The following is a 23,801-nucleotide window of genomic DNA, read 5'->3' on the forward strand; positions in this document are numbered from 1 at the left end:
GGGCACCAAAAGCCGGGGAAAAATCCTGTAATGAGCATTAGACTGGTGCTAAATTGGCATCAATCATGACTTGAGGTTTCAAAGATGGATACAGCCAGTCGATTGCTTATGTTTTTGGACGTTGTTGAACAGGGAACGTTTGTAAAAGCGTCAGAACTCAGAAATATTGACCGCTCAGTTATTTCTAAACAGGTAAATAAGTTGGAAGATGATCTAGGTGTTCGCCTGTTGAATCGAACTACTCGCTCTTTTTCGTTGACTGCCGCAGGTGCTGAAATGGTGAAAAAAGCGCAGGAGTTACGTTTGTTACTGCGCGATACAGCTAAAATAGCTGAGAATTATCATGCCACACCACGAGGTTTGTTGCGTATTGCCGCTGCCCCATTAATTGGCAGGCGATATTTACAACCTGTGATCAATGAATTTCAGTCGAGGTTTCCTCAGGTAGAGGTTGAATTGAGAATGGATTCTCGTGTGGCAGATATTGTTTCGGAGGGGTTCGACATCGCATTTCGCGTTGGTGAGCCGAAGGATTCCTCGTTTGTGGCGCGGAAAATCGCTCGAAATCGCCTCATACTAGCTGCCTCCCCTGATTTTATCCTTTACCACGGTATGCCCGAGAGTATTTCAGACTTAGCTCACCTACCCGCAGCAACGTTTGTAAGCAACAGCACCAGTATACAAAGCCTGCCATACTACAATGCGTCAAATGAACTATGCCAACAAGAGTTGACCAGTGTATATCGGGCTAATGACGGAGAAGTGCTGGTGATGGCTGCGCTCTCAGGAAATGCCTTTTTTGCGGCACCAAGTTTCATTTTGAATGATGAGATCCAAAGCGGTGCCCTTATACCAATTTTGACACATGTAAAATTGCGGGAATACAGTGGCATGTATGCTGTTTATCCGCACCGCGATATGCCTGCCAGAACGCGATTGTTTTTAGATTCTGTGCGTGCATATATTGGTATTGATATCCCCATATGGGAAACGAAAATCCCAGGATTTAATAATATGTATCGCTGACTACTTGTGGATTCTGTAAATCAAAAATGATTTGTCTTATCGCCTGACAATAAATTAATCCATAGACATTTTGAAGTGAGTAATTCACAAGCATTAAAAAGTGATCTATACATAAAGAATATTTTGAATTAGATAAGTAACTGAATAAAACCTATCCCATATAAGGAATGAAAGCAGCCTATTGCTTTATTTGAGCTGTCCGGGAAGTTGGCCATGAACAAAACAATACCAAAAACCATTTTTTCAACCAGCAGCGTTGATAGTCAGGATAAAATACCGCTTTGGCAGGATGCTATTTCCGCGCTATTTTCAATAGATTTGCCTCCTGAAGTGAAGTATTTCGACAGTGAAACCAGGGTGGATAGCTATCTCATTGGTGGCTTAATGATGTCGAATTGCCACTCTTTCAGACAGTCTTTTAGCCGGGGAACTAAAGAGATAGTGCAAAGTGGCATGGATCACTTTTTAGTGCAATTGTACGTTCGCGGCACCAATCAAATTTTGCTCGATGATTGTTGTTTAAATGTGCACCCGGGGGATATCCAGGTGCTGGATTTATTGCAGGTTCACAAGGCACAAATTGCCAGTGACGGACGCAACGCCAACTATCAATTTGAAAACCTGAATCTGTTTATTCCCCGGTATCAACTTGAAGCCCTGATCCCCAATGCAGAGCAGTTACACAATCGGGTGTTCAGATCCGGTACTGCCATCAATGAAGTCATAAAAAGCTACATGCTGACCCTGTTTGGCAATGCCGCTGGCATGTCGACTGAAGAAGCGCAGGCAGTAACGCAGCCGACAATTGAGCTAATCGCATCACTGCTGGTGTGCAATCAGCACCTGAATGAAATGCATCGCCAGGGCGCAGATTCTGCAAAGGTGATTCAGGTGATTAAAGTGATAGACAAACATATTGATAGCCAGCTTACACCGGATTTTATTGCTGCTGCCGTTGGAGTGTCACGCACTTATTTGTATCGGCTCTGCGAATCCTGGGGTGGGGTTATGAATTTAGTGAAATGTCGACGTCTAAAACTGGCATTTAATTTATTAAAAAGTCGCCCTCAATCTCAGATTCAGGAAATTGCGTATTTATCGGGATTTTCCAGTAACCAACTATTTTCCAGAAGCTTTAAAGCGCATTTTGGTATTTTACCGACGGAAGTGAAAATGTCTGCCAATGATTCTAATGTGCCTCAAAACTTTGTGGTGCCTGATGAAAATACCCGTTTCGTTGACTGGATGAAATCGCTTTCAGCGTAAAAAAGGACAGAGAGACAATTATTAAGTACGTAGCTACAATTTACCCCGATTAGGCGTTGATATACTCAGGTTACTTGCATTGAACATGCGTATTTTGTGGAGCTAACCTGATATGTCGCTTACTCGTTACTTATTGAAAACCTTACCTGTCAGTATGTTGCTTGCCGGCCTGAGTGGATGTGGTGGTTCTGATGAGCCTGCCCCTGAGGTTGTTGAAGAAACACCGGAACCCATTCTATTACCGACGGTTGAAGACAACGTCGTTATCACCGACCTGGATACCAACTCGCTGGTACAGTATGCGGAGTTGGATACTCTGCAACTGGATTTTGCCTATGAAGTGCGAAGTCTGGATGAAGATGATATTGCTGAAAATGGTATCGACCTGAGTTTTCATCTGGTGAGTGAGACACCTATGGATGACGGTACCTATGACAGCCACTTTTTAGGTATGGCTTGGCTTGAAGCACCTGAGGTGGGCAGTCACATTGCCAGCGCCACATTTATTGTGCCCAATATTCAAAAAGGCGGGGATTATCGGATCTATACCGTGGTGGATGCCTCGGAGTTAGAAACACAAAGAGACGAAACGCTCAACACCTCAGTGGAAGCATACTTTGACGCACTGTTAAGTTCAGATGCACCTTATGAGGTGATATCAATTGGCAATGCTGTCAACGATTTTGAAATTGTTTATGCCGAGATCAGCTCCGATGTAGTCGTGCTGGATAACGTCGAAAACGATGACTTAGCCGGTGAAAATCGCATTGACCTGTCCGGTTATATGGATGCCAGATATATGGGCAGTGACCTTAGCGCCGATCAGGCAGAACTAATCATTGAGGTCATGATCAATGGTGTTTACGAAGAAGTTCTGCACTGGGACGATGCTAATGATCAGTTTGTCTTAGGCAGTGATTCACCTTTATTGTTTGAAGTGGATTACGAGCACGGTGAATCCATTCAGGACAGCATCGATGAAAGTTTGCCTGAAGAGTCTTCTGAAGAAGAAGCCACCGAACACGTCGCTTTTCAGATAGCTTTCACTGATCAGCAATTAGCCACGCTGACGGAATCGTATTTGCTGGAGCAGGCGGACAACGATACTGAGTTGAGCCAGATTTCCCTGAGACTCACCATCAATGATACCACGGGAGACAGTGATGAAGACCTCAGCAACAACGTCAGATTATTGAGCGTCCCTTATTTTGTATTTACACCGGAGGCACAAACTAGTGACAGGTTCGCTGCCCGCGCCCAACAGGAACTATACCCTTCGTTAACGGGTTCATTCGGAGCCGGATATGGTGACCCCAAGAAAGTTAAAGCCGGTGTTGCTTTTGGCGGGGGAGTGAAGGGTAATTTTCCGGAAAAATCTGCATCTATCGAGGCCAGTGGCAAAATCAGCATTACTATGTTTGAAAATGACGTGGATATCACCAGCGCCCGGGCGGAATTGACCGGCTACCTGGAAAACGGTAAGGAGTCAGAGTTTTACCTTGGCGTCGATGTTTTGGGTTACAAGGTTTACGAGAATTTCGAGAAGAAAGAAGAAATCAGTATCTCCCTGCCAGCGTTGACGTTTCCCAAAGAGCAAATGCTGGCAGAAGCTAACTTTTGGATCAAGTTTATTCCTATTACTGTGGCGGCCGGTATTAGCGGCAGTTTCGGCTTTCAGTTGACTGAGGTCAAATACAGCAACAACAGTAACGAGCAACGACTGTCGTTTAAGAGCAATGTGGCGAAAGTAGATGTCGGCGCTATTGCCCGCGGTGGTCTGGGAGTCCCTAAGTTTAACGCAGGTGTCGCAGTGAACCTTAAAGCGATCGAAAACACACTTAAGCTGGATGGATATGCAGATATTTCCAAAATGCTGACTGATGAGCAAATCGGTTATGGTTTTAAATTACACGATCAGATTGACGTGATCCGTGGTCGAATTGGTGTTTACGCTGAGGGCCCCTGGCCTAAAATTACCCCCTGGTTTATCGACTTTACGGCTAAGTATTTTTGGATTTACGAAACGCCCGGAATTTATTCCACAGAGTTTGATATTCTGAACCACAGTGGCACCTTTTCGCTGTAATGAATAACCTAACCTTAGTTATCCTGGGACTGTTGGGGTTCGGACCTGCCTGCTTTGGTGGGTCCGGACCCAACACAGACTGCCGTACCAGTTATTCTTTCAGTACCCGGACGCACGCTGAAATTAACATGGGACAAGTCGTTAATAACCATCATCAACTTTCCGGTTATCTGTCCATTAAAGCATTAAATCGGGATGAATCGGGCCGTTGGTGGGGACTACATTTTACCAATGTCCTGGAAAAAGCGGATGGAATGCCTCAGGTAGATTCGGTATTTGCGCGGCCATTCGCGGTATATCGCCAAAACGATGGATTACTCGGACCATTTAAATTTTTTGAGCCTTTAACAGAGCAACAACAAAAGAAACTCAAAGGCTTGGCCTATACGCTACAGTTTAATCACGCTGACATTGCCGGCCCCTGGATACACAAGGAGCGCGACAATTCCGGATTGTACGAAGTGAGCTATCAAAAACAGGACAATGCCCTGTTAAAACAAAAAAAACGCTATCTCACCGAGCAACCTGTCAAAAAGCAACCCAACCGGTTAGCCAGGTTAGACAAGATAGACATTCTGGAATCTACACAAACAATTCACCCATCAGCATGTTGGCTAAAACGTACCCTGGGAAAGGAAAAGCTGCAAATAGACGTTTTTAGCGGAGAATACACGGCGAAAACCGAACAGTATTTTAGCTTCCAGACTAACTCTCAATTAGCCAATACCATATTGTGGCAAATGCCGGCTGATATTCATCACTGGACAGAAAAAACCGAACAACCGGCTAATCTGACAGAAGCGGAACTCGCTGCAATGCGCCAAGTCTTACTGGCGACATTAGCTGAAATTGACCTTGAAGCTATAAGCGTTGATGAATTACTCAGTGTGCTGAAAAATTTTGAAATTGTATTGCCAGTTATACAGCAATTTTTTCGTGACAATACCTTGAATGAAGCGCAACAGATGAGCTTGTTTCACGCGCTTGGTCTGATGGACAGTCCCGGCAGCAATCTATTGCTGGTGGCCTTGATGAATGAACAGGAGTTGCAATACACCACGCGTTTCCGTGCTATTCAGGCATTAACTCAGGGAACCCGGCCATTGACTAAAGCATTGACAGAAAGCCTGCTAAACAGCATTGAGGAAAACAGCTTTCCAGACAGGCCAGATATGCGTGGTGCGTCGCTGATGGCATTTGGCGCGATGCTTAATCGCCGCGAAAGCAATGAGTTTTCGCAGCTTCTGACAGTGGAGATGATGGACAGATTACTCTTGGCTGAGAACGAACGAGAAAAAGCTTCTTATCTGGCAGCACTGGGTAATACTTATGACGAAAGTGTCACGGATACGGTAACCAATCATATCGCAGATAATTCCGCCGCTGTCAGGGCCAATGCAGCCTATGCCTTAGGTCAGATAGGGTCTGAAAAAGCTAAGCAGGCATTGAATTATATGCTGCACCGGGAAACGGATGGCTTTGTACAGGGGGAAGTGCTGGGCGCGATCGCTCAGTTTGAGCTGGATGAAAAGGATCTTCAGTTGGTGTCTGAATTGGCGCGAAACAGCCAGCGGGATGGCACCCGTAAACGCGCAATTGAAGCGCTGTCAAAACAGAAAAAGCATCAGCAACTGGTTAGCCAGCAATTGAATCAGGTTCTAAAAGCTGAACGCAATCGTGAGAACTTTGAACTGGCTGCAAGGGCATTGGCGCAATTATCAGATGAAAAAGTTGGGACAAAAAACTAACGGCTTGCTTTTGTTCACTGTAATTGGGTCAATCATTCCGGGATTTTAGCGGACAACGGCAGTCTGGTCTTTCGGCTCATTAAGCGATTTTTACAGGCGATAAAAGGTCTGATGTAGGCATCCACTACTGATTTGTGAGACGGTTCTTTTTTATCCAGTCCGAACAACAAAAAGCGGGTTTTGCCGGACAGCACCAAGGTGCCAAATAATCGATCCCAGATGGCCAGTGCAGTGCCGAAGTTTTTGTCGTGAAACTGTACCTGGCGGCTGTGGTGAATCTGGTGTTGAACCGGACTGATAAACCATTTTTCAATGGCGTCGCCCCAGCGCCACTTCACATGGGAATGACGTAAATTAGAGCCCATCACATTAAAAGCGAAAATGAACACATTGGCCCCCAGAATATCTGCCATGGACAATGTGGGACCAAACAGAAAATAGCAAACTCCTACAGCGCAGCCTTGCGCCAGACCCATGCGGCAGGCATACAGGAAGCTCTCCAGCGGATGTGAGCGGTAGACGGTCATGGGAGTCAGTACCAGTGCTGAGTGGTGCACCTTGTGAAACTCCCAAAGAAACGGGACTTTGTGTAATAAATAGTGCAGTAAAAATCGGGTGAAATCGTCAAACAGAAACAGCACCAGGGTGAAAACAAATATGACGATGGCATCGTTTTCGATACCGGTCAGCAATTGCTTTCGGCCGAAAGTCCATTCCAGTGCATCGCTCAGACCCATGGCAATAGGCACCATAGTAAGAATGAGGGGCGCCCACAAAAACGCGCGGACCAGGCGATTCACAATAAACAGCTGATAGTCTAATCGGGCGCTTTTATGCCACCAGATGCGTGGGTTGAGCAAATAGTGCAACAGGCCCTTATCGTTTTTCAGCTTGCGTTGTCGCGCATAATAAACCCAGAAAGCGAACAACAGTGCACCTGCAATATAGCCCAAGAACAAGCGCTTATTGGGGTCCAGCAAGTAGGCAAAAAGTTCAGCAATCTCGGATTTAAACTGCTCTAGCATAACACCTGATTAAAAGTTGTATTTAACCCCCAACTGCAATTGTTGCGGTCTGTTGGGTCTGGCACCATAAGGACGGCGGCTTACTATACTGGCATCGTCCAGCAAGTTATCAACCTTAACATAAGCTCTGATTGCCGAGGAAAACTGATAGTAGGCAGCGATATCAATAATAGTAAAGCTGTCACTCAACTTGCCTGCCAGTGGATTGTCATCTGGACTATCAGTCAACGCTGCCTGACCACTTTCCGGCATGGCATCGGTATATACTATGTTGCCTTTAATGCTCCACTTTTCGCCTTCCAGGCCGACGCTCAACGTAGCCTGATGTCTGGCAAGATAGGGTAGAGGGTTGCCTTCATCGACAAAATTCCACAGAGAAAAGGGCGAGTAAAAGCTCTCTTTAAACTCTGAGTCGGTAAAGGTGTACATGACGTCAACCGGTAACTCCAGTCCTGAGCCGACAGAAAATACCGTGCCTGCAGCCATTTCAATACCGTAGACATCGACACTGCCGCCACTAAAGGCGAGATCGGTATCACAGCCCGCAGAAAATGAACAAGACTCGATCAGATTAGAGTAATCGTTAAAAAACGCCACTGACTCGAAGTTGCTGTCTTTTCCGCTGAAGCGATATCCCAGTTCATAGTTGACACTTTTTTCAAACTCAATGGATTCGTCCTGTGCCGGGCTGGTGGGTACAAATCCACGGTGTACCCCGGTAAACAGCACGGATTGCTCAGTCAACTGATACAGGATACTGAATCTGGGCAGAAAGATATCATTGCTTTTTTGCAGGGTATCGTCTTCGCTACCAGGTGCCCGATTTTGGTAATCTCCTTCGATATTTTCGTATCTCACACCCGTGGTGAAAACAAAATTCCCCCAACTGATGCTGTCCTGAATATAAACAGAGACCGCATCTGTTTGCTCGGTATTGGTAGTGGTGGCTTTTGAGCCTTCGCCGGTGGGCGTCAGAGCGCCACTGCGCATGAAGTAATTTTCAGCTGTGTGATTACGCTGAATTTCATCCTGATGGAAGCGAATCCCAAATTCGATAAGGTGCTCGGTATTGCCTGCCGGCAAGCGATAATCACCATCGATTTGAATACCTTGAGAGTAAAGTGAACGGTCATTATTACCCAGCTCTAAAAGCTCTCTGGCTGTGCCGTCAATATCGCCGCGCAGGACGCTTAACAACTCAAAATTACGCGGCTCTTCTGGGTTTGAAACGATTTCCAGCAGACTGGGTAAAGTTTCGCTAAAAGAGCTGACAAAACCGTTAAGCTTGTTCCATGCCCGATCCAGATCGGTGCGGTAAGCCTGAGTGGCCAGGTTCCAGTTACTGCCTTCGACAAAATAAGACAGGGTATAGGCGCTGTGCTCCCAATCCATTTTATCCAGTTGTCCACCGGCGTAACGCTGGTAAGGGTTTTCACGGAAGTCTTCGTCTGTCAAGCCGGTATAGGTAAAGTTCGACACTTCATCGGCGTAATTGGCTTTGAAAATCAATTCCTGAAACAGTGAGCCTGAAGACAGTTCGTAACGTAATTTCAGGTTGTAATCGTTCTTTTCAAATCCAACATCACCGCCATTATCCAGCTCCTGAAAGCCGTCTGAACGCAAAGTTACCCCTTCTACCAGCAGGCCAAAGCGATCACTGATATTTTTGCCATAATAGCCATGCAGCTTTTGATACAAGGGCATGATCAAACTTTTTGATATAACACCCCCTTTAACGATCACATTGTGGCATAAGCCAATGAAATAGCTTTACACTGAACTCTGTTCACTCCATCCTGGCCCGATTTGTCTCTCATAAAGGCCGCGTCATGGAAATTCTTGTTCATCTTCAAAAAGTGTCTGATACCCGATCTCATGTTAATCAGGATTATCCTGTGCTGGAGATGTCATTCCTGTTGATAAGTGCCCTCATAAGTGGCAGTAAATCCTGGGCTGATATTCATGTTTTTGGCGAAACACGACTGGACTGGCTAAGACAATATCTGCCTTTTGAATACGGGATACCCACCCAACAAAATGTCGCCCGTATCATCAGAACTATGGTACCTGAATCATTAATGGCAGCGTTGGTTTCCTGGGTAAATGCGGTCAGGGAAGAAAACCAGTTTCAACATATTGCTATTGACGGCAAAGATGTACGAGGTGTCGCGAAATATAGCGGCTCAACGCCATTGAGCATGGTTTCTGCATTTGATGTGGAACAGGGGCTGGTGTTGTATCACAAAGCCGGACGAGGCAAAGGAAATGAGCTGGCAATGGCCCGGGAGTTAATTGAATCGCTGGACATTACCGGGGCTATTCTGACCCTGGACGCACTTCACTGTCAGGTAGAGACTATCCACCAGATTAAAGAACAAAAAGGGATTGCTTTGGTACAGTGCAAGAAAAATCAACCCACGTTACTTGAGGCGGTAGATACACTGTTCCAGAAATATTGGGCTTTACCTGAGGCAGAACAGACCAGTTTAAGCGAAAGTGAAACCGGACATGGGCGAAAAGAAACCCGCACGGTCTGGTCAACAGACCTCATCCTTGAGGGGCAACTAAAAGAAAAATGGTCAGACCTGAAAACGATAGCCGCGGTAGTGAGAGAACGCTCTGTCAAAGGACAAACCAGCCATGAGACCCATTATTATGTCTGTACTGAACAACTGACGCTTGACGAACTGATGAAGGCTACCCGACGCCACTGGTACATAGAAAACAGTCAGCATCATGTGTTGGATGTGACGTTCAGGGAGGATGATCAGAGAATGTACGCCGGCAATTCCGCCATCAATATAGCCTGCTTCAGGCGGCTGGCTCTGAATCTGTTAAACCAGCACAAAGACAAAAAGAAAAAGACGAAACCACAAAAAATGGGCTGGTGTGCCGGAAGTGATGACTACCGCCATGAAGTGCTATTTGGAAATAATTAACCGAGTATATTCAAGCCCTTCTTTTGATACCCATCCGTGCCTAGGGCCACATCAATCTAGCCCTCATCTAATTCGGGGACACTTCGGGTTATCATATTAAGAGCACCAGCTACGGTATTGGGACCGTATTTAATAGCTGCTGGTCCTTTGGTGACTTCAACGCCCACCATTTTACTGGTGAGTGGGAAAAAGTAAGCGGCCGGAGCTGAGTAAGGAGCGGGGCCAATAAGTAAGCCGTCTTCCATGATGTTAATTTTTTTACTGCGTTCCGGTGTTACACCGCGAAAGCCTATGTTTGGACGCAAACCAAAGCCGTCTTCCAGACGCACATTAACGCCTGGAATAGTGGCCAGAATTCGGGCTATATCATCGTACTCAAATTGTTCCAGTTCCAGTTCGTTAACCATGGCCACAGAGCCCGCGGTTAGCTCCATACTGCGCTGATTGCCGATGATACTGATACGCTCTATCGACTGATTATCCGCATCGTCTTCTGCGATTACTGGTGAAGTCAGCAGGCAACCAGAGGCTGCCCCAATTAATGCTGTTAGTAGCCTGATGTTTTTCATTTTTTAATCATTGTCTCCAGCTGAGGTGCTGGGTAGTTCCAAAGCAAGGCTGTTAATAAAATCGCCTTTGAGGATGTCGTCTACATCGTTTACTTCTTCGTGAAGCTGTTCAACACTCTCTGGATTTTGCTCCAGTAGCTGGCTGTATGTGCCGGTCATTTGTTCGGCGAGAGCGATGGCTTCATCAAGTTGAACGATAATGTTGCTGGCGGTATCGCTGTCGCCTACGTCGTTAAGAAAATCAACAAAGCTGGCGTCCTGCTCTGTGCTGCCTGCTAATAAGGTTTTCAACGCCCGCATGTTGTTCAGAATGTTTTCCAGTGAGTAATCAGCATAAGGTGATTCAGCATCCTGGGCACAGGGAACCAGTCCACAGTTGTTTACCCTAATACCCACCGGCGCGGCAATTTTGCCATCTTTTACCGGGCCGGTGAAATAGAACAAGCCGTCAGAGATATCATTGATGGCTTCCAAGGTGGTTGCGTAGTCAGATCCCGGATTGCCGGCATTTTTAAAGATACTGGCGTAGCCATTGGTACCTGTCCACTGAGTCACTATGTCGTTTGCGGTAGCAAGCACATCAGAAGAGACCAAACTGGCGAAGCTACAGCGTGCGGCGATTCGATCTGCTTCGCTGCGCTCATTCCAACCTGCAGGTTCAGTGCCTGGCGTAGTGCATTTGTGATCCAAGTCTTCATCGAACAACAAATACTCCAGTGCATCCAGACCTTTTCTAGAGACGTTTCTACCAGTGATGTCGTAGCCTGATTGCTCAGCTAATACTACGTCTTGGTCCACAAAGCAGGCGCGGTTGTTTGGCCAGGAATAAACCTGGTTTCTTAATTCATTGTTATTGACAAACAAGGGGCCCACTTGCATTACTTCGGCCATTTGCCAGGTATCCATGGCGGCTTTCCAATTGTCCTGAGCCGTTCCTCTGTTATTGTTGGCATCATCAGGCAGAGCTGCACAGTAAGCAGCCACAGAGGTATCTAATACCTGAGCTTTCTCAGCGAATAACTGGAAAGTGGGTACGTAAATATTGTCTACAATTGATGCGATCAGGGCACTTTCAGTGAATTCCTGTGCTGCCGCCAGCGATTATATTCTAGAGGATGTCATCCTGGTGGGGATTTCCTGGCAGAAGAACGCCGCAGCTGAGTTACAGGAACAATACGGGGCGCATGTCAGTCGATTCAGCGATTATTCCTATTGGAAAAGGGTTAACCCGAATCACCCTAAAATAAAGTTCGGTCAGGCGGAGCAGCACCTGGCATTTATTCGCGACAAGGTTATTACTTACATCGAGCATAATTTTCGTACTCAACCCGAAAACCGCGCCTATTTTGGCTACTCACTGGGTGGCGGTTTCGGCGCATATATATTGTTGCAGCAACCAGACACTTTTAAACACTACATTCTGGGCAGCCCTTCGGTAGATTTATTGCAAAACGAGCAGTCGGCTATGCCGGGTGATAAATCCTTGCCGGCCAATGTGTTCATTTCTCATGGCGAGCAGGAAGTAAAACTGGGCGAAGAAGTTCGCAATTTTATCTCGACACTCAACAGTAAATCAGTATCGCTTTTATCGATTAATCATGCGGTCATTCCGGGGAACCATCAATCGGCTTTTCCGCAAACCGGGCTGGATGCGGTGAAGTGGTTAGCAAAACAAATTAAACAGGGAGAATAACAATGAAAAACTGTCTTAAAACATCAATAGTGTGCGCCACTTTTATGCTGTTAAGTCTGTCAGCGACAGCAAAAAGCAGTGACACTGTGCTGCGAGGCCCTTACCTGGGGCAAAAGCCACCGGGTCTGATCCCCGAACCTTTTGCGCCTGGTGTCATTTTAACAAAAATGTGGGAAATCAATGGGGTATTTACTCCGGACATGCAGTTCTTTTATTACATACGAGAAATTGAATCTGAAGGGCAGTTACATCAACAGTACGTGCGCTATCAAAATATTGGAACTCACTAAGTGGGTGAGTTTGAGTGGACTTCGGCTGATGGCAAAACTGAAACAATACCCGACATCGATATCTATTGGGTGGATTCGCAGGTAATCGAAAACCTGCGCCCCAGATAGTGGTTCTCAGATTTTAACGCTTCTGCGACCCTGATTTAAGGTGGGAATGGTGAGCCTTTTAGGTTTAAAAGTGCGCGGTACCGCGCCTACCGGGTTTTGGGCGTCGAATCTGGTGTTATTGATCTTTCGGGTTTTGTTATACAGCTCGAAATAGGCGGGCAGATGTGTAGGCAGCTCCTCACAGTATTGACGGAAGCCAGCGCGCATCTGATTGGCATATTCAAAAAACGCCAGTTCTTCGTCAGTCCAGGGATCGACATTTTCTTTGCCAAAGTGGGGTTGCCACCATTCCACGGTCTCCAGAATTTCACCGGCCCAGTGCTCTAACAGACGAACACTATTATCGCACCAGGCCGTTTCTGTAATGCCATTAAATGGCATATCAGGCTGATAAGGTGGATTTAAAGTGAGCATCATCCGGTAATCGGTGGCTGCAAAGTCGGGGTTATATCTTTTGTGATTACCACTATGACTAAACAAGTAGCGGTAGTACAAATGATTAATGCAGGCGGGTTGGTCAAAGGCTGCAATGCCCTCGTTCGCAAAGGCATTCAGACAGCTTTGGGACTCATTTTCTACTCTTTGAACAAACGCCGCATTGAAATTAAAGAATGCGCGATAAAGCTTTCGCTGTTCTGGCCCTATGCCGGGAGGCCCGGAATTGCCGCCGTAGCGATAACGTATCAAAGTGGGGTTACTGCGTTTAAAGTTAGCTAGCGCCATGATTGCGCCGGAGTTGCTAATATCGGTGGCACAAATCTCACCGCAAACCACCAGATTTTCTTCCAGGTCGGGTGGGGTGGCAATGAGATCCAGCCAGGAGTTGGCGGAGAGCATCGGGCTTATCAGTAATAGCGCAAATAATTGACTACCAAATTTCATTGAAAATCTCCTCAGACATGCCCCAGTGAACCAGATACAAGCCGTTGCCATCAATATCCAATCCCATGCCCTGATAAAGATGAGTAGCACCGTTGCTGTGAATGCGTTTTAGTCCTGCGGCCGCGTAAAAATCGCCGGTGCCCTGTAAGTTGGTTGTGGCATCAATACCAATGATGACACTATCGCCAGGTAGTTGGTTGAGATCATCCAGAATTCGGGTGAAGCGGTCTTTCAGAGCTAATATCAGTGATTCATCAGGTTGCTTTGACACCACCGTATAGCCGTACAAACTCAGAGGGATAAGGGAGTTGTCAGTCAAGTGGGGCGCTTCATCAAAAATCAGTTCCCATTCCAGAGAGGAGTTTTGGCTGATGTGATCTTCCATGGTAATGCGCAGCGGTAAATCTTGCTTGTAAATTTCCCGCAGGGTTTTATCCACCACATGGAGCTCACCATCTTTGATACGTACTTCATAACCACCGGGACGGATATCCTGTACTTTTTTATTTTTTAATACTGCCATTGCCAGCGTATCAACCAGCCCAGGTTCTGAGCAGTCGCTGTAAAAAGGTGAGAATAACAGCGTTTTCTTCAGGGCAGGTGTTAACATAATTTGTTTGCAGGCCTGCTGAATACTACTGTTAACCTGAAAATGGGTCATGGAGGGAATAGTGTGTGTAGTGGATTCCTGTGACGGCATGTTTTGCGCCATAGTGGTCTGCCCACAAACAACAGCAATCAAAACGCTCAGGCTTGCAATGAGTCGGTATAAACAAAGGGTTAACTTCATGGTTTGCTTTCCCCTGTCAGAATGTAAAACATCAATTCTTTACCCTGTTTGTCGCATCCAACGCAATCGACACGCCGGATCGCCACATCATTATTTTTGCCCACATCAAACTCAAACTCGATAGAGGCATTCAGATTCGTCAGCCCTGCCACTTTGTCATCAGACAAAATAGCTTGATAAAAGTGCATTGTGGCTGCTAAGGGATCGTCACACTGCAGGGTGGAAAATATCGGACTATCGGACGTAGCCAGTAACTCACCATCCTGAACGGCGCAACCGTGATTTTGCCATTCATCATCGGGATGGCTGCCGAAAATCTCACGGTTTTGCCAATGCTCTTGGTAGGCGCTTTCAAACACGGCATTCGATAGATTCATCATCCAGCGCTGAGCCATGCTCTCGGTCATTGACGCGGTGAAATACAGGATGCGGGAATTGTTATTAATGTTGAAGTTATCCTCCAGCCGCCAGTTACCATCACTATTGTTGTGAATAACCTCAAAGTATTTAGCAAACAACGGGTTTTCTTCACTTAGTTGCCGCAGTTGCGCATTGTCCAGTCGTGGGTCTTGTTTAGGAGGGATAGCTGGCTGATCTTCTGGTAAGGGATTTCTGGTCAAATCTGCAGACTCTTGTGAGTCCTCAGCAAACATTTCAGAAATCGAACTCATTTCTTCCTGCAGCAGCTCGCTGATACTGATGTTGCTCTCGGGCATAATATGCCTGTAGCCAATGTAACCCAATAATAACAGGTTCAATAACAAGGATAAAAACAGTGGTAAGCGAGAAGTGTCATTGCTACGAGCAACTTTGCCTGGTTGCAGTTCAGCCTGGTCCACCGGGTTCATATCGGTTGCCGGGAGATCCTTAAACTCCAATGACGCCGGTGCTGTGGATGGTTCATCCTGATCTTTTGGTTTACTTTTTACTTTTGCAGGCGATTTAGTGGCGCTGTCTGGATTAGTTTCTAAGGACTCTGGTTCCAGCAGCCTGGTGACAATGCCATGCTTTTCCAGTTTTGCTTTAAAAGCCAAAAGTTGTGCTTTGTCTGCACCGGAGCGCAGTGTAAAGGCTTTACCTGAATATAGTAATGACTCGTCATTCAGCTTCAGTGTTCTCAATAACGAAGCGGTGACTTTGCCTTTGTCAGCGCCTTGTTTTAACTGCCCTTTAAACTGCAGGCTATATTGTGCCATTCCCAACTCCTGACGTCGCGACTTCATCCTTGCCGGAAAAACGCGCTGTTATGCCTCGCTGACTATATTCCACTTACTGTTCAGTTAAGTGAATTACAATTTATATCAAATTTATCGGTGAAAATCAGGGATTAATTAGCGTTGTAAAAACTCCGGGCAGTGTCCACTTGTTTGCACATGGTTTCTAATTCATTCAGCATCCTGATGGTCATACGGTGGGTTTTATCGGCATCCGGGTGAAAGATAAATCCGTTTTTCGAGGCGGGGATTTCCGGCCATTGTTGCCAGTTCAGGGCATCGGTGTTTTGTGGAGAGTGAGGCGTTGGTTGCAATACGATTTGAGGCTTGCTGGCCAGTACCTGTTCCAGGCCCACTAAAGGGTAATCCTCTGAGAGTTGCTCAAACGGGTTTTGTACTCCACAGATTGCTAATTGTTGTTGTAACCAGGCTTTGTTGGCGACGGTGCGCAGTGGTCTGGCCCACATTTCATAAAATCCTGTAATAGGCAGGGCCTGGCTGTAGCTGTTCTTGAGATTATTCAATCTTTGCAAATAGTCATCTGCAATTTTATTGGCCACTGTGCTCTTGCCGGTCAACTGCCCAAGCATCATTAGTTCATCGGCAACACTGGCAAGGGTAGTGGGGTTGGAATAAACCACTTTGAGGCCGTAAGACTTCAGCCTTTCAAGATCATCCTGAGGGTTGCCGGTACGCCACGCGATAATTACATCCGGTGCTAGCTGTACTATGCGTTCTATTTGCAGGCGCGCATAGTTACCCACTCTTGGGATGGCTTTAGCTTCTTCCGGGTAATCAGAATGTTCAGAAGTGGCGATGATCATATTTCCGGCACCGATGTCATACAGCGACTCGACGATATGTGGCGCCAGTGCCACGATGCGCATAGGCTGAGATTGGGGTTCTTGCGCCAGCGCGCCTGACGTTAACAATGCCAGAACAATAATAAAGTGTCTCATGGTGTATCTCTCTCGGCGTTTATATTCAGTCAGCGTATAAGTTTATCTATCAATGGTGCTATTTTTGCCCAATCCAGGTGCTTGTTGCACATATCCGCAAGGCGATTAAGCGCGGTTTCCTGCAGCGCTTGATGGCTTTGCCTGACTTCTACATCCGCTCCAGCCCAGGCTAAAATGGATTGCATGGCTTTGGGTTGGTCAAACAAGCCATGCAGGTAAGTACCAGCCACTTGAGAATCTTCGCTGATAGCGCCATCCGATTGGTTGTTTTCTAATATGGCGAAACAGCGCTTTTCCTGGGATTGTGTAACCCCGGCATGGATTTGATAACCACTGATGGGGATATCAAAACAGTTATCTTCCGGCGTTAAACACAATACTCCTTCATTTCGGGTCAGCTTTTTGTGGGCTTCGATTTCGCTGCTGATATGCAATAAACCTAAACCCTCAGAAGTTCCCGCCGGACCTTCTATAGCATTCGGATCTGCAATGGTTTTTCCCAACATCTGATAGCCGCCACAAACGCCTAATACTTTGCCTCCGTATCTCAGGTGACGAAGGATGTCCTTGTCCCATTGCATAGCCCGCAGTTGCGCCAAATCAGCACGCACATTTTTACTGCCGGGTAAAATGATCAGATCGCAGGGGGGAATCGGTGAATCTGGTGGAACATAAATCAAATTCACATCCGGTTGTACCCTTAACATATCAAAGTCAGTGTGATTGCTGATACGATTGAAAACCGGCACGGCGATAGTGAGCTTTGACTCCGATGCATCACAGGTTTGCGACACCTCTATGGCATCTTCGGCGGCCAATTGCAGGTTTGTCAGGTATGGCAGCACGCCCAGCACTGGTTTTCCGGTTCGTTGTTCTAACCAGTCCAGGCCTGATTCCAGCAAGCGAATATCACCGCGAAATTTATTGATGACAAACCCGACAACGCGTTGTTGCTCTGAGGGCGAGAGTAAATCCAGAGTGCCAACCAACTGCGCAAAGACACCACCGCGGTCAATATCTGCGATAAGAATAACCGGGCAGTCCACGGCTTCGGCAAAGCCCATATTGGCAATGTCACCTTCGCGCAGATTGATTTCAGCGGGACTGCCTGCACCTTCCACTAAAATGCAATCAAATTGCGCCATTAACCGTTGGTGCGATTCCAGCACCGCATTCATGGCCACCTTTTTGTAATCGTGATAAGCCGCCGCTTCCATGTCAGTAATGGCTTTGCCATGGATAATTACTTGAGCTCCGGTGTCGGAACTGGGTTTAAGTAAAATGGGGTTCATGTCCACATGCGGGGCAATACCAGCAGCTTGCGCTTGCAGTGCCTGAGCGCGACCAATTTCACCACCATCGGCGGTAACCGCACTGTTTAGCGCCATATTTTGTGGCTTGAAGGGGGCGACTTTAAGTCCACGCTGATACAGACAGCGACACAATGCCGCCACCAACATGCTCTTGCCGGCATCCGAGGAAGTACCTTGCACCATAAGGGTATTGGTTAACATGAAATCAGCCGCCTCTTTGACGAATCGCTAAAAAGAAAAACAGACTGCCTATGGCAGAGGTGATGATGCCGATTGGGATCTCCTGACCAGTAAGTGCCACCCGGGCCAATATATCCACGATGACCATAAAAGAACCGCCCAGTAAGACACAGCCCAGGATCAGAGTACGACTGGTTACACCCAGCCAGTTGCGCACAATATGTGGGATCATCAGCCCCACAAAGCCAATTCCGCCGCAGTAAGACACAATACAGGCCGTTAACGCGGCGCAAATGGCCAGCAGAATCATACGTAAGCGTTGCGCATTAACACCCAGGGAGCGGGCACTTTCGTCACCCAGCAATAGCGCATCTAACTGGCGTCCGTACAACAGCAAAAGTAGCAGACTGACGGCAATGATGGGTAACATGACCCAGGCGTACCAGGCCTCCACTCTGGCCAAGCTTCCCATTAACCAGAACACCACTTTATTGGCGGCAAATGGCTCCGCCAGGAACAGGATAAAGTGCGAAACCGCCCCTAACATAAAAGATACGGCAACACCGGCCAATAACAGGTGTTCTGTGCGTCTGCCCAAGGCGCTGGCCACCAGTACCTGTACCAGAGCAACAGCAAACAGAGCACCTAAAAATGCCGCAGCTGGTAGCGCTACCGAAAACGCGGCTTCAGAAGTTAAAATATTAAAGGGCAGCTTTTGGGCAGTCGCATCGTTAAATAACAGCGTGGCGATACTGGCCCCCAGTCCGGCACCGGCTACAACGCCAAACAAATAAGGATCTGTGAGGCTGTTGCGGGTGACATTTTGTAAGGTGGCACCTGCTATCGCCAGGCCCACGCCCACCAAAAATCCCACCGCTACTCTGGGGGCGCGTATTTGCCAAAAAATCAGCTCTTCAGTGGCGGTTTCACATTGCTGCAAAAGACATTGGGTGATGCTGCTCGCAGACAGCTCCGCGGCACCAAAAAACAAAGAGATAACTGACGCCAGTATGGCCAGAGCAATCAGCAGTCCCCATTTTATGTGCATGCTCAAAGGGACCACCTGCTCAAATCCAGTAAGGTTTTACTCTCGGGTGAAAAGGTAACTTTGGGAATACTATGCTGCTGGTCAACCTGACAGGGCAGGTTAAAAACCCGGGTGAGTAGGGCTGGTTGCAGTACTGAATGGGGGTCACCACTTGCCACCAGTTGCCCTTTGTCCAGAATTAATAATTGATGGCAATAGTGCGCAGCCAGGTTGATGTCGTGCAGACTCATTACAACGGTGACATTTAGCTGCTGTGCCAGATCGTGTAACAGCTGCAATGTCTGATGCTGATAAAACACGTCAAGGTGATTTACCGGTTCATCCAAAATTAATAATGGTGCGCCCTGAACCAAGGCTCTGGCGATTAAGGCTCGCTGCTGCTCACCACCGGAAAGTTTGCTGAATTCCTGATGTACTTTGTCGGTGAGCCCTACTGCCTGAATCGCCTGTTGGATGCGTTGATCATCCGCTTTGGTTTGACGTGATAACAAGCGCTTATGAGGCAGTAAGCCCATTCTCACTACATGTTGTAAAGACAGTGAAAACACCATGTCATTGAGCTGATTGACCACTGCAATTTGCTGACTTAATTCCTGAATTGAATAGTCGCAAATGGCTTGCTGCTGCCAAGTGATACCGCCATGATATTCCCGTTGCCCGGAAATAACCTTAAGCAGACTGGTTTTGCCGGCGCCATTAGGCCCCAGAACGCCAAGGACCTGACCGCGTCCCAAGGAAAAACTGATGTTATTTAAGATAGCTTTATTTGCGATATTCAGAGATACCTGATCAACCAATAAGCTGTTTGGGTCGGACAATGGTTCCACCTGCATGGCAGGCGAGAATAAACAGGCAAGTGGCATCCTGTGCTGTTCTGCTCAGGACAATGGCTGACTTGCATTCGTGTATTCCCGCACGAGTTAATGGCTCAGTGATAAGGCTGGTATCTGACTTTAATGACCGGGTGTCATTTATACAGTTGCGGGTACAGTTCTGGTTTCACACCAGATTCCCATTTACGTTTTCGAAGCACAACACCTGGAAAACACCTCAACACTTTTTCAGCTTTGGAATATAGCAGAATCCCGGTTGTTTTGACCAGAAGGCCTGCATTAAATTTACCGAAACTATAGCTTTTAGGCCGGGCTCGCGACGGACATTAACTGTGATTACGTTCCATAAAATTCAGGCCAAATTAAATATCTATCCATAACCGCTTCACAAAGGTTAATGTTTGGATTATTTTGATTGGACGTCCATATGTCTAGATGTTTAATTGAGGAGCCACCAATGCAACCGGAAACAATTGCGTTACATGCAGGTTATGTGAGTGAGGAAACCACCAAAGCAGCCACAACGCCCATTTATCAAACCACTTCGTTTACCTTTGATAATACTCAACATGGCGCCGACCTGTTTAACCTTGCTGTACCTGGTAATATTTACAGCCGTATTATGAACCCCACTAATGCAGTTTTGGAGCAGCGACTGACGGAACTCGAAGGCGGGGTGGGTGCTCTGGCTGTCGCCTCCGGGATGGCCGCGATTCGCTATGCTATCGAAGCCATTGCCGATGTTGGAAGCAATATAGTCAGCGTAGGGCAGCTTTATGGTGGCACCTACAACCTGTTTGCTCACACTTTTCCACGTCAGGGTATACAAACCAAATTTGTTCAGGCCGATGATTTTGACGGTCTGGCTGCGGCGATTGATGAAAATACTAAAGCTGTTTTTTGTGAGTCTATCGGTAATCCAGCAGGCAATGTGGTGGATATACAGCGCTGGGCAGATATTGCGCATCAAGGTGGAGTACCACTGATTGTGGACAACACTGTTGCCACGCCGATTTTATGCCGGGTGTTTGATCATGGTGCGGATATCGCTGTGCATTCGTTGACTAAATATATCGGTGGGCATGGAACGACGATTGGCGGCATTATTGTCGACTCAGGCAAGTTTGACTGGTCTGCCCAAGCTGACCGTTTCAGTATGTTGACTATGCCCGATCCAAGTTATCACGGGGTGACCTATACCGAAGCATTGGGCCCCGCTGCTTATATCGGAAGATGTAGGGTTGTACCGTTACGAAACACCGGGGCGTCGTTATCTGCTCAAAGTGCGTTTAACATTATGCAGGGCTTAGAGACTCTTTCTCTGCGTGTGGAGCGGCACTGTGAAAACGCTGAAAAAGTGGCTGCGTATTTAAAGCAGCATGATGCCGTTAATTGGGTTAATTATGCCGCGTTGCCTGATAGTGAATATTATGAAATCTGCCAGCGTATATGTGGTGGTAGAGCCGCCGGTATCATTAGCTTTGGTATCAAAGGTGGGTTGCCTGCCGGTTCCCGGTTTATCGATGCGTTGCAGTTGATATTGCGACTGGTGAATATTGGTGATGCTAAGTCATTAGCGTGTCATCCGGCCAGTACTACCCATCGTCAGTTAAATGTTGAGGAGTTGGCTTCGGCCGGTGTCAGTGAGGATATGGTGCGTATTTCTGTGGGTATTGAGCACATCGACGACATAATTGCGGATATTGAACAAGCTTTAGTGGCTAGCCAAATTTAGTTCCAATGAAATGAGTGGAGAAGCGGAAACTTCTCCTGCTATCATTCGGCTTGCAACGGGTCAACTACCTATTCTGCCACCGCCTTTGCGGGTTACTACTACCACTGAAGGGCGAGGTGGCAAAGCTGGATCGAAGTCCGGCCAGCGGGTCACCGGGTCATCAAATGAGCTACCATCGCCAGGGTGCTGCACCGCACAGAAGAAGTTCTCTGAATCAGGCGTAAAGAAGGGGCCGCATAATTCTGCTCCTATCGGGGTGCGCAAAAAGCGTTTAGTGAGGGCGCGATTAGGCCCGGATACCTCAGTGGCCCAGACGCCATCTGCCACGCCATAATGTTGAGCGCCGTCAGTAGCAATCCACAGGTTGCCCAACTTATCAAAGGCACAATTGTCGGGGCACGCCAGCCAGCCGTTGTCACTGATGGCCTGGTGATATTGGGTTCCGACTTCTTCCTTAGGTCCGCCTACCAGAAACAATTCCCAGTTAAAGCTATCAGCACAGTGATCACCATCGACAGGAGCTAGTTCCAACACCTGACCACCAAGGTTTTCCGCTCTGGGGTTAGGGCCGTCGGTTTGGTCCGCGCTGCGTCTACTGTTATTGGTCAGCATCACGTATACCCGCCCGGTGACCGGGTTTACTTCCACATCTTCCGGCCGGTCCATAGGGGTCGCCCCCAACAGATCGGCAGCTTTGCGGCAATCCAGTTGCACATCGCCCTGGCTGGAAAAACCGTTCTCCTGAGTCAGTGGTCCTTGCCCGTAAATCATGGGCAGCCAGTGCATGCGGCCATCGGCTTCGAACTTCGCGCAGTATAAGACACCGTCATCTAACAATGTCATATTGGCTTCGCGGTTGTCGGGCTGGTAGCGTCCTGAACTGATAAAGCGATACAAATATTCAAAACGCTGATCGTCCCCCGAGTAGGCGACGACCCGATTGTCGGCATTGATGAAGATGTTAGCTCCTTCGTGTTTAAAGCGGCCCAGTGTGGTACGTTTTTTAGGAACTGAATTTGGATCATAGGGGTCTATTTCAACCACCCAACCGGCATGTAAGGGTTCTGCCGGGGTCTTGCTCATGTCGAATCTGGGATTATGCAAGCCCCAGCTGCCGCGAAACTCGGATTTCATGCCAAATCTTTGGTAATTTTCCTGTTCACCACTTTCAGAAAAATCGCCACCAAACATATAATCGATGTTTTCTTCGCCGGTGAGTATGGTCCCCCACGGAGTGACACCACCGGCACAGTTACCGTAGGTGCCCAGTGTGCGGATGCCATCAGCTGATGCGGGGGTGCGCAATCGGTCACTGCCCGCCGCAGGGCCGGTCATCGCCATTTCAGTCTTGGGCGTGATGCGGCGGTTGTATTCAGAATCAATCACCTTATGCCAATGACCTTCTTTATCCTTGCGGATCTCAATGACACTCATACCGTGAGCTGCCATGTTGGTGCGGGCTTGTTCTGGCGTTAAATCGGTTTCTTTTGGCGAACCGGGGAACATCATGCTGGATATACAGTATTCGTGGTTTACTGCCAAAAGGCCGTGGTCAGAATTATTGGAGCCAATTGGCAAAGGTACAAAACCGATAAAGTCATTATTAAAACCAAACTGTTGCAACTGAGTTGCCTCTGTCTGGTTTTGCGGATCAAATTCCGGGGCATCAGCAAAGATTGGATCTCCCCAGCGTACCAACACCTGTGACAGGTAATTATCAGCCACTTTCAGGTTGCCATCTAGTCCGTGAGGCACTTCGTTGAAAGTGAGCGAAGTGGCTACGGAATTGGCTTTTTCAGGTGTTTTAGCATCAAAACCACACCCGGCAATCATTAATGCGGCACTACCAGCACCTATACCTTTTAAGGCTTCACGGCGAGACAATCGCGCCGAAAGTACAGTCTGAAACACTGGTGAGTTATTATGTTGTTTTGTCATACGCAGTTCTCGAGATTATTTAGTGGTAGTGCTGCAGTGGTATTGGGTGTCTGGCATAGAGATTAACCTATGCCATCACATCAGCCCTGGTCAATATATAATGGCCGTGTTGCCAGCTCATGACAAGGGCTACTGCGAAATGGCTGCCCTTACCGATGA

The 23,801-nt window shown here is 47.4% G+C and carries 19 protein-coding genes, 1 pseudogene and 1 riboswitch; of the genes and pseudogenes, 8 read left to right on the plus strand and 12 right to left on the minus strand.

Annotation, left to right across the window (positions count from 1 at the left end; all coding sequences use genetic code 11):
• The first annotated feature begins 84 nt into the window (after positions 1-84).
• The 4 genes from ACXAD8_RS17360 to ACXAD8_RS17375 all read left to right on the plus strand — a co-directional run bounded on the left by ACXAD8_RS17360 (position 85) and on the right by ACXAD8_RS17375 (position 6,126).
• The gene (locus tag ACXAD8_RS17360; protein WP_475231241.1) at positions 85-1,026 is read left to right on the plus strand and encodes a LysR family transcriptional regulator; all 942 of its coding nucleotides are present in this window, start codon (positions 85-87) and stop codon (positions 1,024-1,026) included.
• Positions 1,027-1,239: 213 nt separating this feature from the next.
• Positions 1,240-2,292, plus strand: coding sequence for a helix-turn-helix domain-containing protein (locus ACXAD8_RS17365; protein WP_475231243.1), 1,053 nt, complete (start codon positions 1,240-1,242; stop codon positions 2,290-2,292).
• Positions 2,293-2,404: 112 nt separating this feature from the next.
• Entirely contained in the window at positions 2,405-4,378 is a 1,974-nt protein-coding gene (locus ACXAD8_RS17370; protein WP_475231245.1) for a hypothetical protein, read from the plus strand.
• Between the two features lie 128 nt (positions 4,379-4,506).
• Positions 4,507-6,126 (plus strand): HEAT repeat domain-containing protein, encoded by a 1,620-nt coding sequence (locus ACXAD8_RS17375; protein ID WP_475231247.1) that lies wholly within the window; start codon positions 4,507-4,509, stop codon positions 6,124-6,126.
• A 32-nt stretch (positions 6,127-6,158) separates the two neighbouring features.
• On the opposite strand, the gene ACXAD8_RS17380 is transcribed toward ACXAD8_RS17375, so the two are convergent.
• Positions 6,159-7,151, minus strand: a complete 993-nt coding sequence (locus ACXAD8_RS17380; RefSeq protein ID WP_475231249.1) for a sterol desaturase family protein — start codon at positions 7,149-7,151, stop codon at positions 6,159-6,161.
• Between the two features lie 9 nt (positions 7,152-7,160).
• Positions 7,161-8,855 carry a TonB-dependent receptor family protein gene (locus ACXAD8_RS17385; RefSeq protein WP_475231251.1) on the minus strand — a complete coding sequence of 565 codons (1,695 nt, stop codon included), beginning with the start codon at positions 8,853-8,855 and terminating at the stop codon, positions 7,161-7,163.
• Between the two features lie 125 nt (positions 8,856-8,980).
• On the opposite strand from ACXAD8_RS17385, the gene ACXAD8_RS17390 reads away from it, so the two are divergent.
• Positions 8,981-10,090, plus strand: coding sequence for an ISAs1 family transposase (locus ACXAD8_RS17390; RefSeq protein ID WP_475224598.1), 1,110 nt, complete (start codon positions 8,981-8,983; stop codon positions 10,088-10,090).
• Positions 10,091-10,149: 59 nt separating this feature from the next.
• Here ACXAD8_RS17390 and ACXAD8_RS17395 read toward each other — a convergent pair.
• Both ACXAD8_RS17395 and ACXAD8_RS17400 read right to left on the minus strand, forming a co-directional pair.
• A pseudogene (locus ACXAD8_RS17395) lies at positions 10,150-10,659 on the minus strand (TonB-dependent receptor plug domain-containing protein); the annotation flags it as partial.
• Positions 10,660-10,662: 3 nt separating this feature from the next.
• The gene (locus ACXAD8_RS17400; RefSeq protein WP_475233006.1) at positions 10,663-11,757 is read right to left on the minus strand and encodes an imelysin family protein; all 1,095 of its coding nucleotides are present in this window, start codon (positions 11,755-11,757) and stop codon (positions 10,663-10,665) included.
• On the opposite strand from ACXAD8_RS17400, the gene ACXAD8_RS17405 reads away from it, so the two are divergent.
• Positions 11,702-12,352, plus strand: a complete 651-nt coding sequence (locus tag ACXAD8_RS17405; protein ID WP_475231253.1) for an alpha/beta hydrolase — start codon at positions 11,702-11,704, stop codon at positions 12,350-12,352. The genes ACXAD8_RS17400 and ACXAD8_RS17405 overlap by 56 nt on opposite strands.
• 2 nt (positions 12,353-12,354) lie before the next feature.
• On the plus strand, positions 12,355-12,642 hold the full coding sequence (locus tag ACXAD8_RS17410) for a hypothetical protein (RefSeq protein WP_475231255.1): 288 nt from the start codon (positions 12,355-12,357) through the stop codon (positions 12,640-12,642).
• Between the two features lie 114 nt (positions 12,643-12,756).
• Here the strand turns inward: ACXAD8_RS17410 and ACXAD8_RS17415 are convergent, their stop codons facing one another.
• The 7 genes from ACXAD8_RS17415 to ACXAD8_RS17445 all read right to left on the minus strand — a co-directional run bounded on the left by ACXAD8_RS17415 (position 12,757) and on the right by ACXAD8_RS17445 (position 19,954).
• Positions 12,757-13,632, minus strand: a complete 876-nt coding sequence (locus ACXAD8_RS17415) for a hypothetical protein (protein ID WP_475231256.1) — start codon at positions 13,630-13,632, stop codon at positions 12,757-12,759.
• On the minus strand, positions 13,619-14,422 hold the full coding sequence (locus ACXAD8_RS17420) for a hypothetical protein (RefSeq protein WP_475231257.1): 804 nt from the start codon (positions 14,420-14,422) through the stop codon (positions 13,619-13,621). The genes ACXAD8_RS17415 and ACXAD8_RS17420 overlap by 14 nt, the downstream gene beginning before the upstream one ends.
• The gene (locus ACXAD8_RS17425; protein ID WP_475231258.1) at positions 14,419-15,618 is read right to left on the minus strand and encodes a hypothetical protein; all 1,200 of its coding nucleotides are present in this window, start codon (positions 15,616-15,618) and stop codon (positions 14,419-14,421) included. Before ACXAD8_RS17425 ends, ACXAD8_RS17420 begins: the two co-directional genes overlap by 4 nt.
• Positions 15,619-15,749: 131 nt before the next feature.
• The gene (locus ACXAD8_RS17430; protein WP_475231259.1) at positions 15,750-16,595 is read right to left on the minus strand and encodes a cobalamin-binding protein; all 846 of its coding nucleotides are present in this window, start codon (positions 16,593-16,595) and stop codon (positions 15,750-15,752) included.
• A 29-nt stretch (positions 16,596-16,624) separates the two neighbouring features.
• Positions 16,625-18,109, minus strand: coding sequence for a cobyric acid synthase (locus ACXAD8_RS17435; RefSeq protein ID WP_475231260.1), 1,485 nt, complete (start codon positions 18,107-18,109; stop codon positions 16,625-16,627).
• A 4-nt stretch (positions 18,110-18,113) separates the two neighbouring features.
• The gene (locus tag ACXAD8_RS17440) at positions 18,114-19,136 is read right to left on the minus strand and encodes a FecCD family ABC transporter permease (RefSeq protein ID WP_475233008.1); all 1,023 of its coding nucleotides are present in this window, start codon (positions 19,134-19,136) and stop codon (positions 18,114-18,116) included.
• A gap of 2 nt (positions 19,137-19,138) precedes the next feature.
• Positions 19,139-19,954 carry an ABC transporter ATP-binding protein gene (locus ACXAD8_RS17445; protein ID WP_475231261.1) on the minus strand — a complete coding sequence of 272 codons (816 nt, stop codon included), beginning with the start codon at positions 19,952-19,954 and terminating at the stop codon, positions 19,139-19,141.
• A gap of 103 nt (positions 19,955-20,057) precedes the next feature.
• A riboswitch (cobalamin riboswitch) is annotated at positions 20,058-20,204 on the minus strand.
• A gap of 222 nt (positions 20,205-20,426) precedes the next feature.
• On the opposite strand from ACXAD8_RS17445, the gene ACXAD8_RS17450 reads away from it, so the two are divergent.
• Positions 20,427-21,704, plus strand: a complete 1,278-nt coding sequence (locus ACXAD8_RS17450) for an O-acetylhomoserine aminocarboxypropyltransferase/cysteine synthase family protein (RefSeq protein ID WP_475231262.1) — start codon at positions 20,427-20,429, stop codon at positions 21,702-21,704.
• Positions 21,705-21,764: 60 nt separating this feature from the next.
• Here the strand turns inward: ACXAD8_RS17450 and ACXAD8_RS17455 are convergent, their stop codons facing one another.
• The gene (locus tag ACXAD8_RS17455; protein WP_475231263.1) at positions 21,765-23,642 is read right to left on the minus strand and encodes a PhoX family protein; all 1,878 of its coding nucleotides are present in this window, start codon (positions 23,640-23,642) and stop codon (positions 21,765-21,767) included.
• Between the last annotated feature and the right edge of the window lie 159 nt (positions 23,643-23,801).

The sequence above is a fragment of the Planctobacterium sp. AWH2_060 genome (assembly GCF_056158425.1).

Coding starts and splice junctions, on each gene's coding strand:
- ACXAD8_RS17360 (WP_475231241.1), top strand. CDS start 85: ATGGATACAGCCAGTCGATTGCTTATGTTTTTGGACGTTGTTGAACAG.
- ACXAD8_RS17365 (WP_475231243.1), top strand. CDS start 1,240: ATGAACAAAACAATACCAAAAACCATTTTTTCAACCAGCAGCGTTGAT.
- ACXAD8_RS17370 (WP_475231245.1), top strand. CDS start 2,405: ATGTCGCTTACTCGTTACTTATTGAAAACCTTACCTGTCAGTATGTTG.
- ACXAD8_RS17375 (WP_475231247.1), top strand. CDS start 4,507: ATGGGACAAGTCGTTAATAACCATCATCAACTTTCCGGTTATCTGTCC.
- ACXAD8_RS17380 (WP_475231249.1), bottom strand. CDS start 7,151: ATGCTAGAGCAGTTTAAATCCGAGATTGCTGAACTTTTTGCCTACTTG.
- ACXAD8_RS17385 (WP_475231251.1), bottom strand. CDS start 8,855: ATGCCCTTGTATCAAAAGCTGCATGGCTATTATGGCAAAAATATCAGT.
- ACXAD8_RS17390 (WP_475224598.1), top strand. CDS start 8,981: ATGGAAATTCTTGTTCATCTTCAAAAAGTGTCTGATACCCGATCTCAT.
- ACXAD8_RS17410 (WP_475231255.1), top strand. CDS start 12,355: ATGAAAAACTGTCTTAAAACATCAATAGTGTGCGCCACTTTTATGCTG.
- ACXAD8_RS17415 (WP_475231256.1), bottom strand. CDS start 13,632: ATGAAATTTGGTAGTCAATTATTTGCGCTATTACTGATAAGCCCGATG.
- ACXAD8_RS17420 (WP_475231257.1), bottom strand. CDS start 14,422: ATGAAGTTAACCCTTTGTTTATACCGACTCATTGCAAGCCTGAGCGTT.
- ACXAD8_RS17425 (WP_475231258.1), bottom strand. CDS start 15,618: ATGGCACAATATAGCCTGCAGTTTAAAGGGCAGTTAAAACAAGGCGCT.
- ACXAD8_RS17430 (WP_475231259.1), bottom strand. CDS start 16,595: ATGAGACACTTTATTATTGTTCTGGCATTGTTAACGTCAGGCGCGCTG.
- ACXAD8_RS17435 (WP_475231260.1), bottom strand. CDS start 18,109: ATGTTAACCAATACCCTTATGGTGCAAGGTACTTCCTCGGATGCCGGC.
- ACXAD8_RS17440 (WP_475233008.1), bottom strand. CDS start 19,136: ATGCACATAAAATGGGGACTGCTGATTGCTCTGGCCATACTGGCGTCA.
- ACXAD8_RS17450 (WP_475231262.1), top strand. CDS start 20,427: ATGCAACCGGAAACAATTGCGTTACATGCAGGTTATGTGAGTGAGGAA.
- ACXAD8_RS17455 (WP_475231263.1), bottom strand. CDS start 23,642: ATGACAAAACAACATAATAACTCACCAGTGTTTCAGACTGTACTTTCG.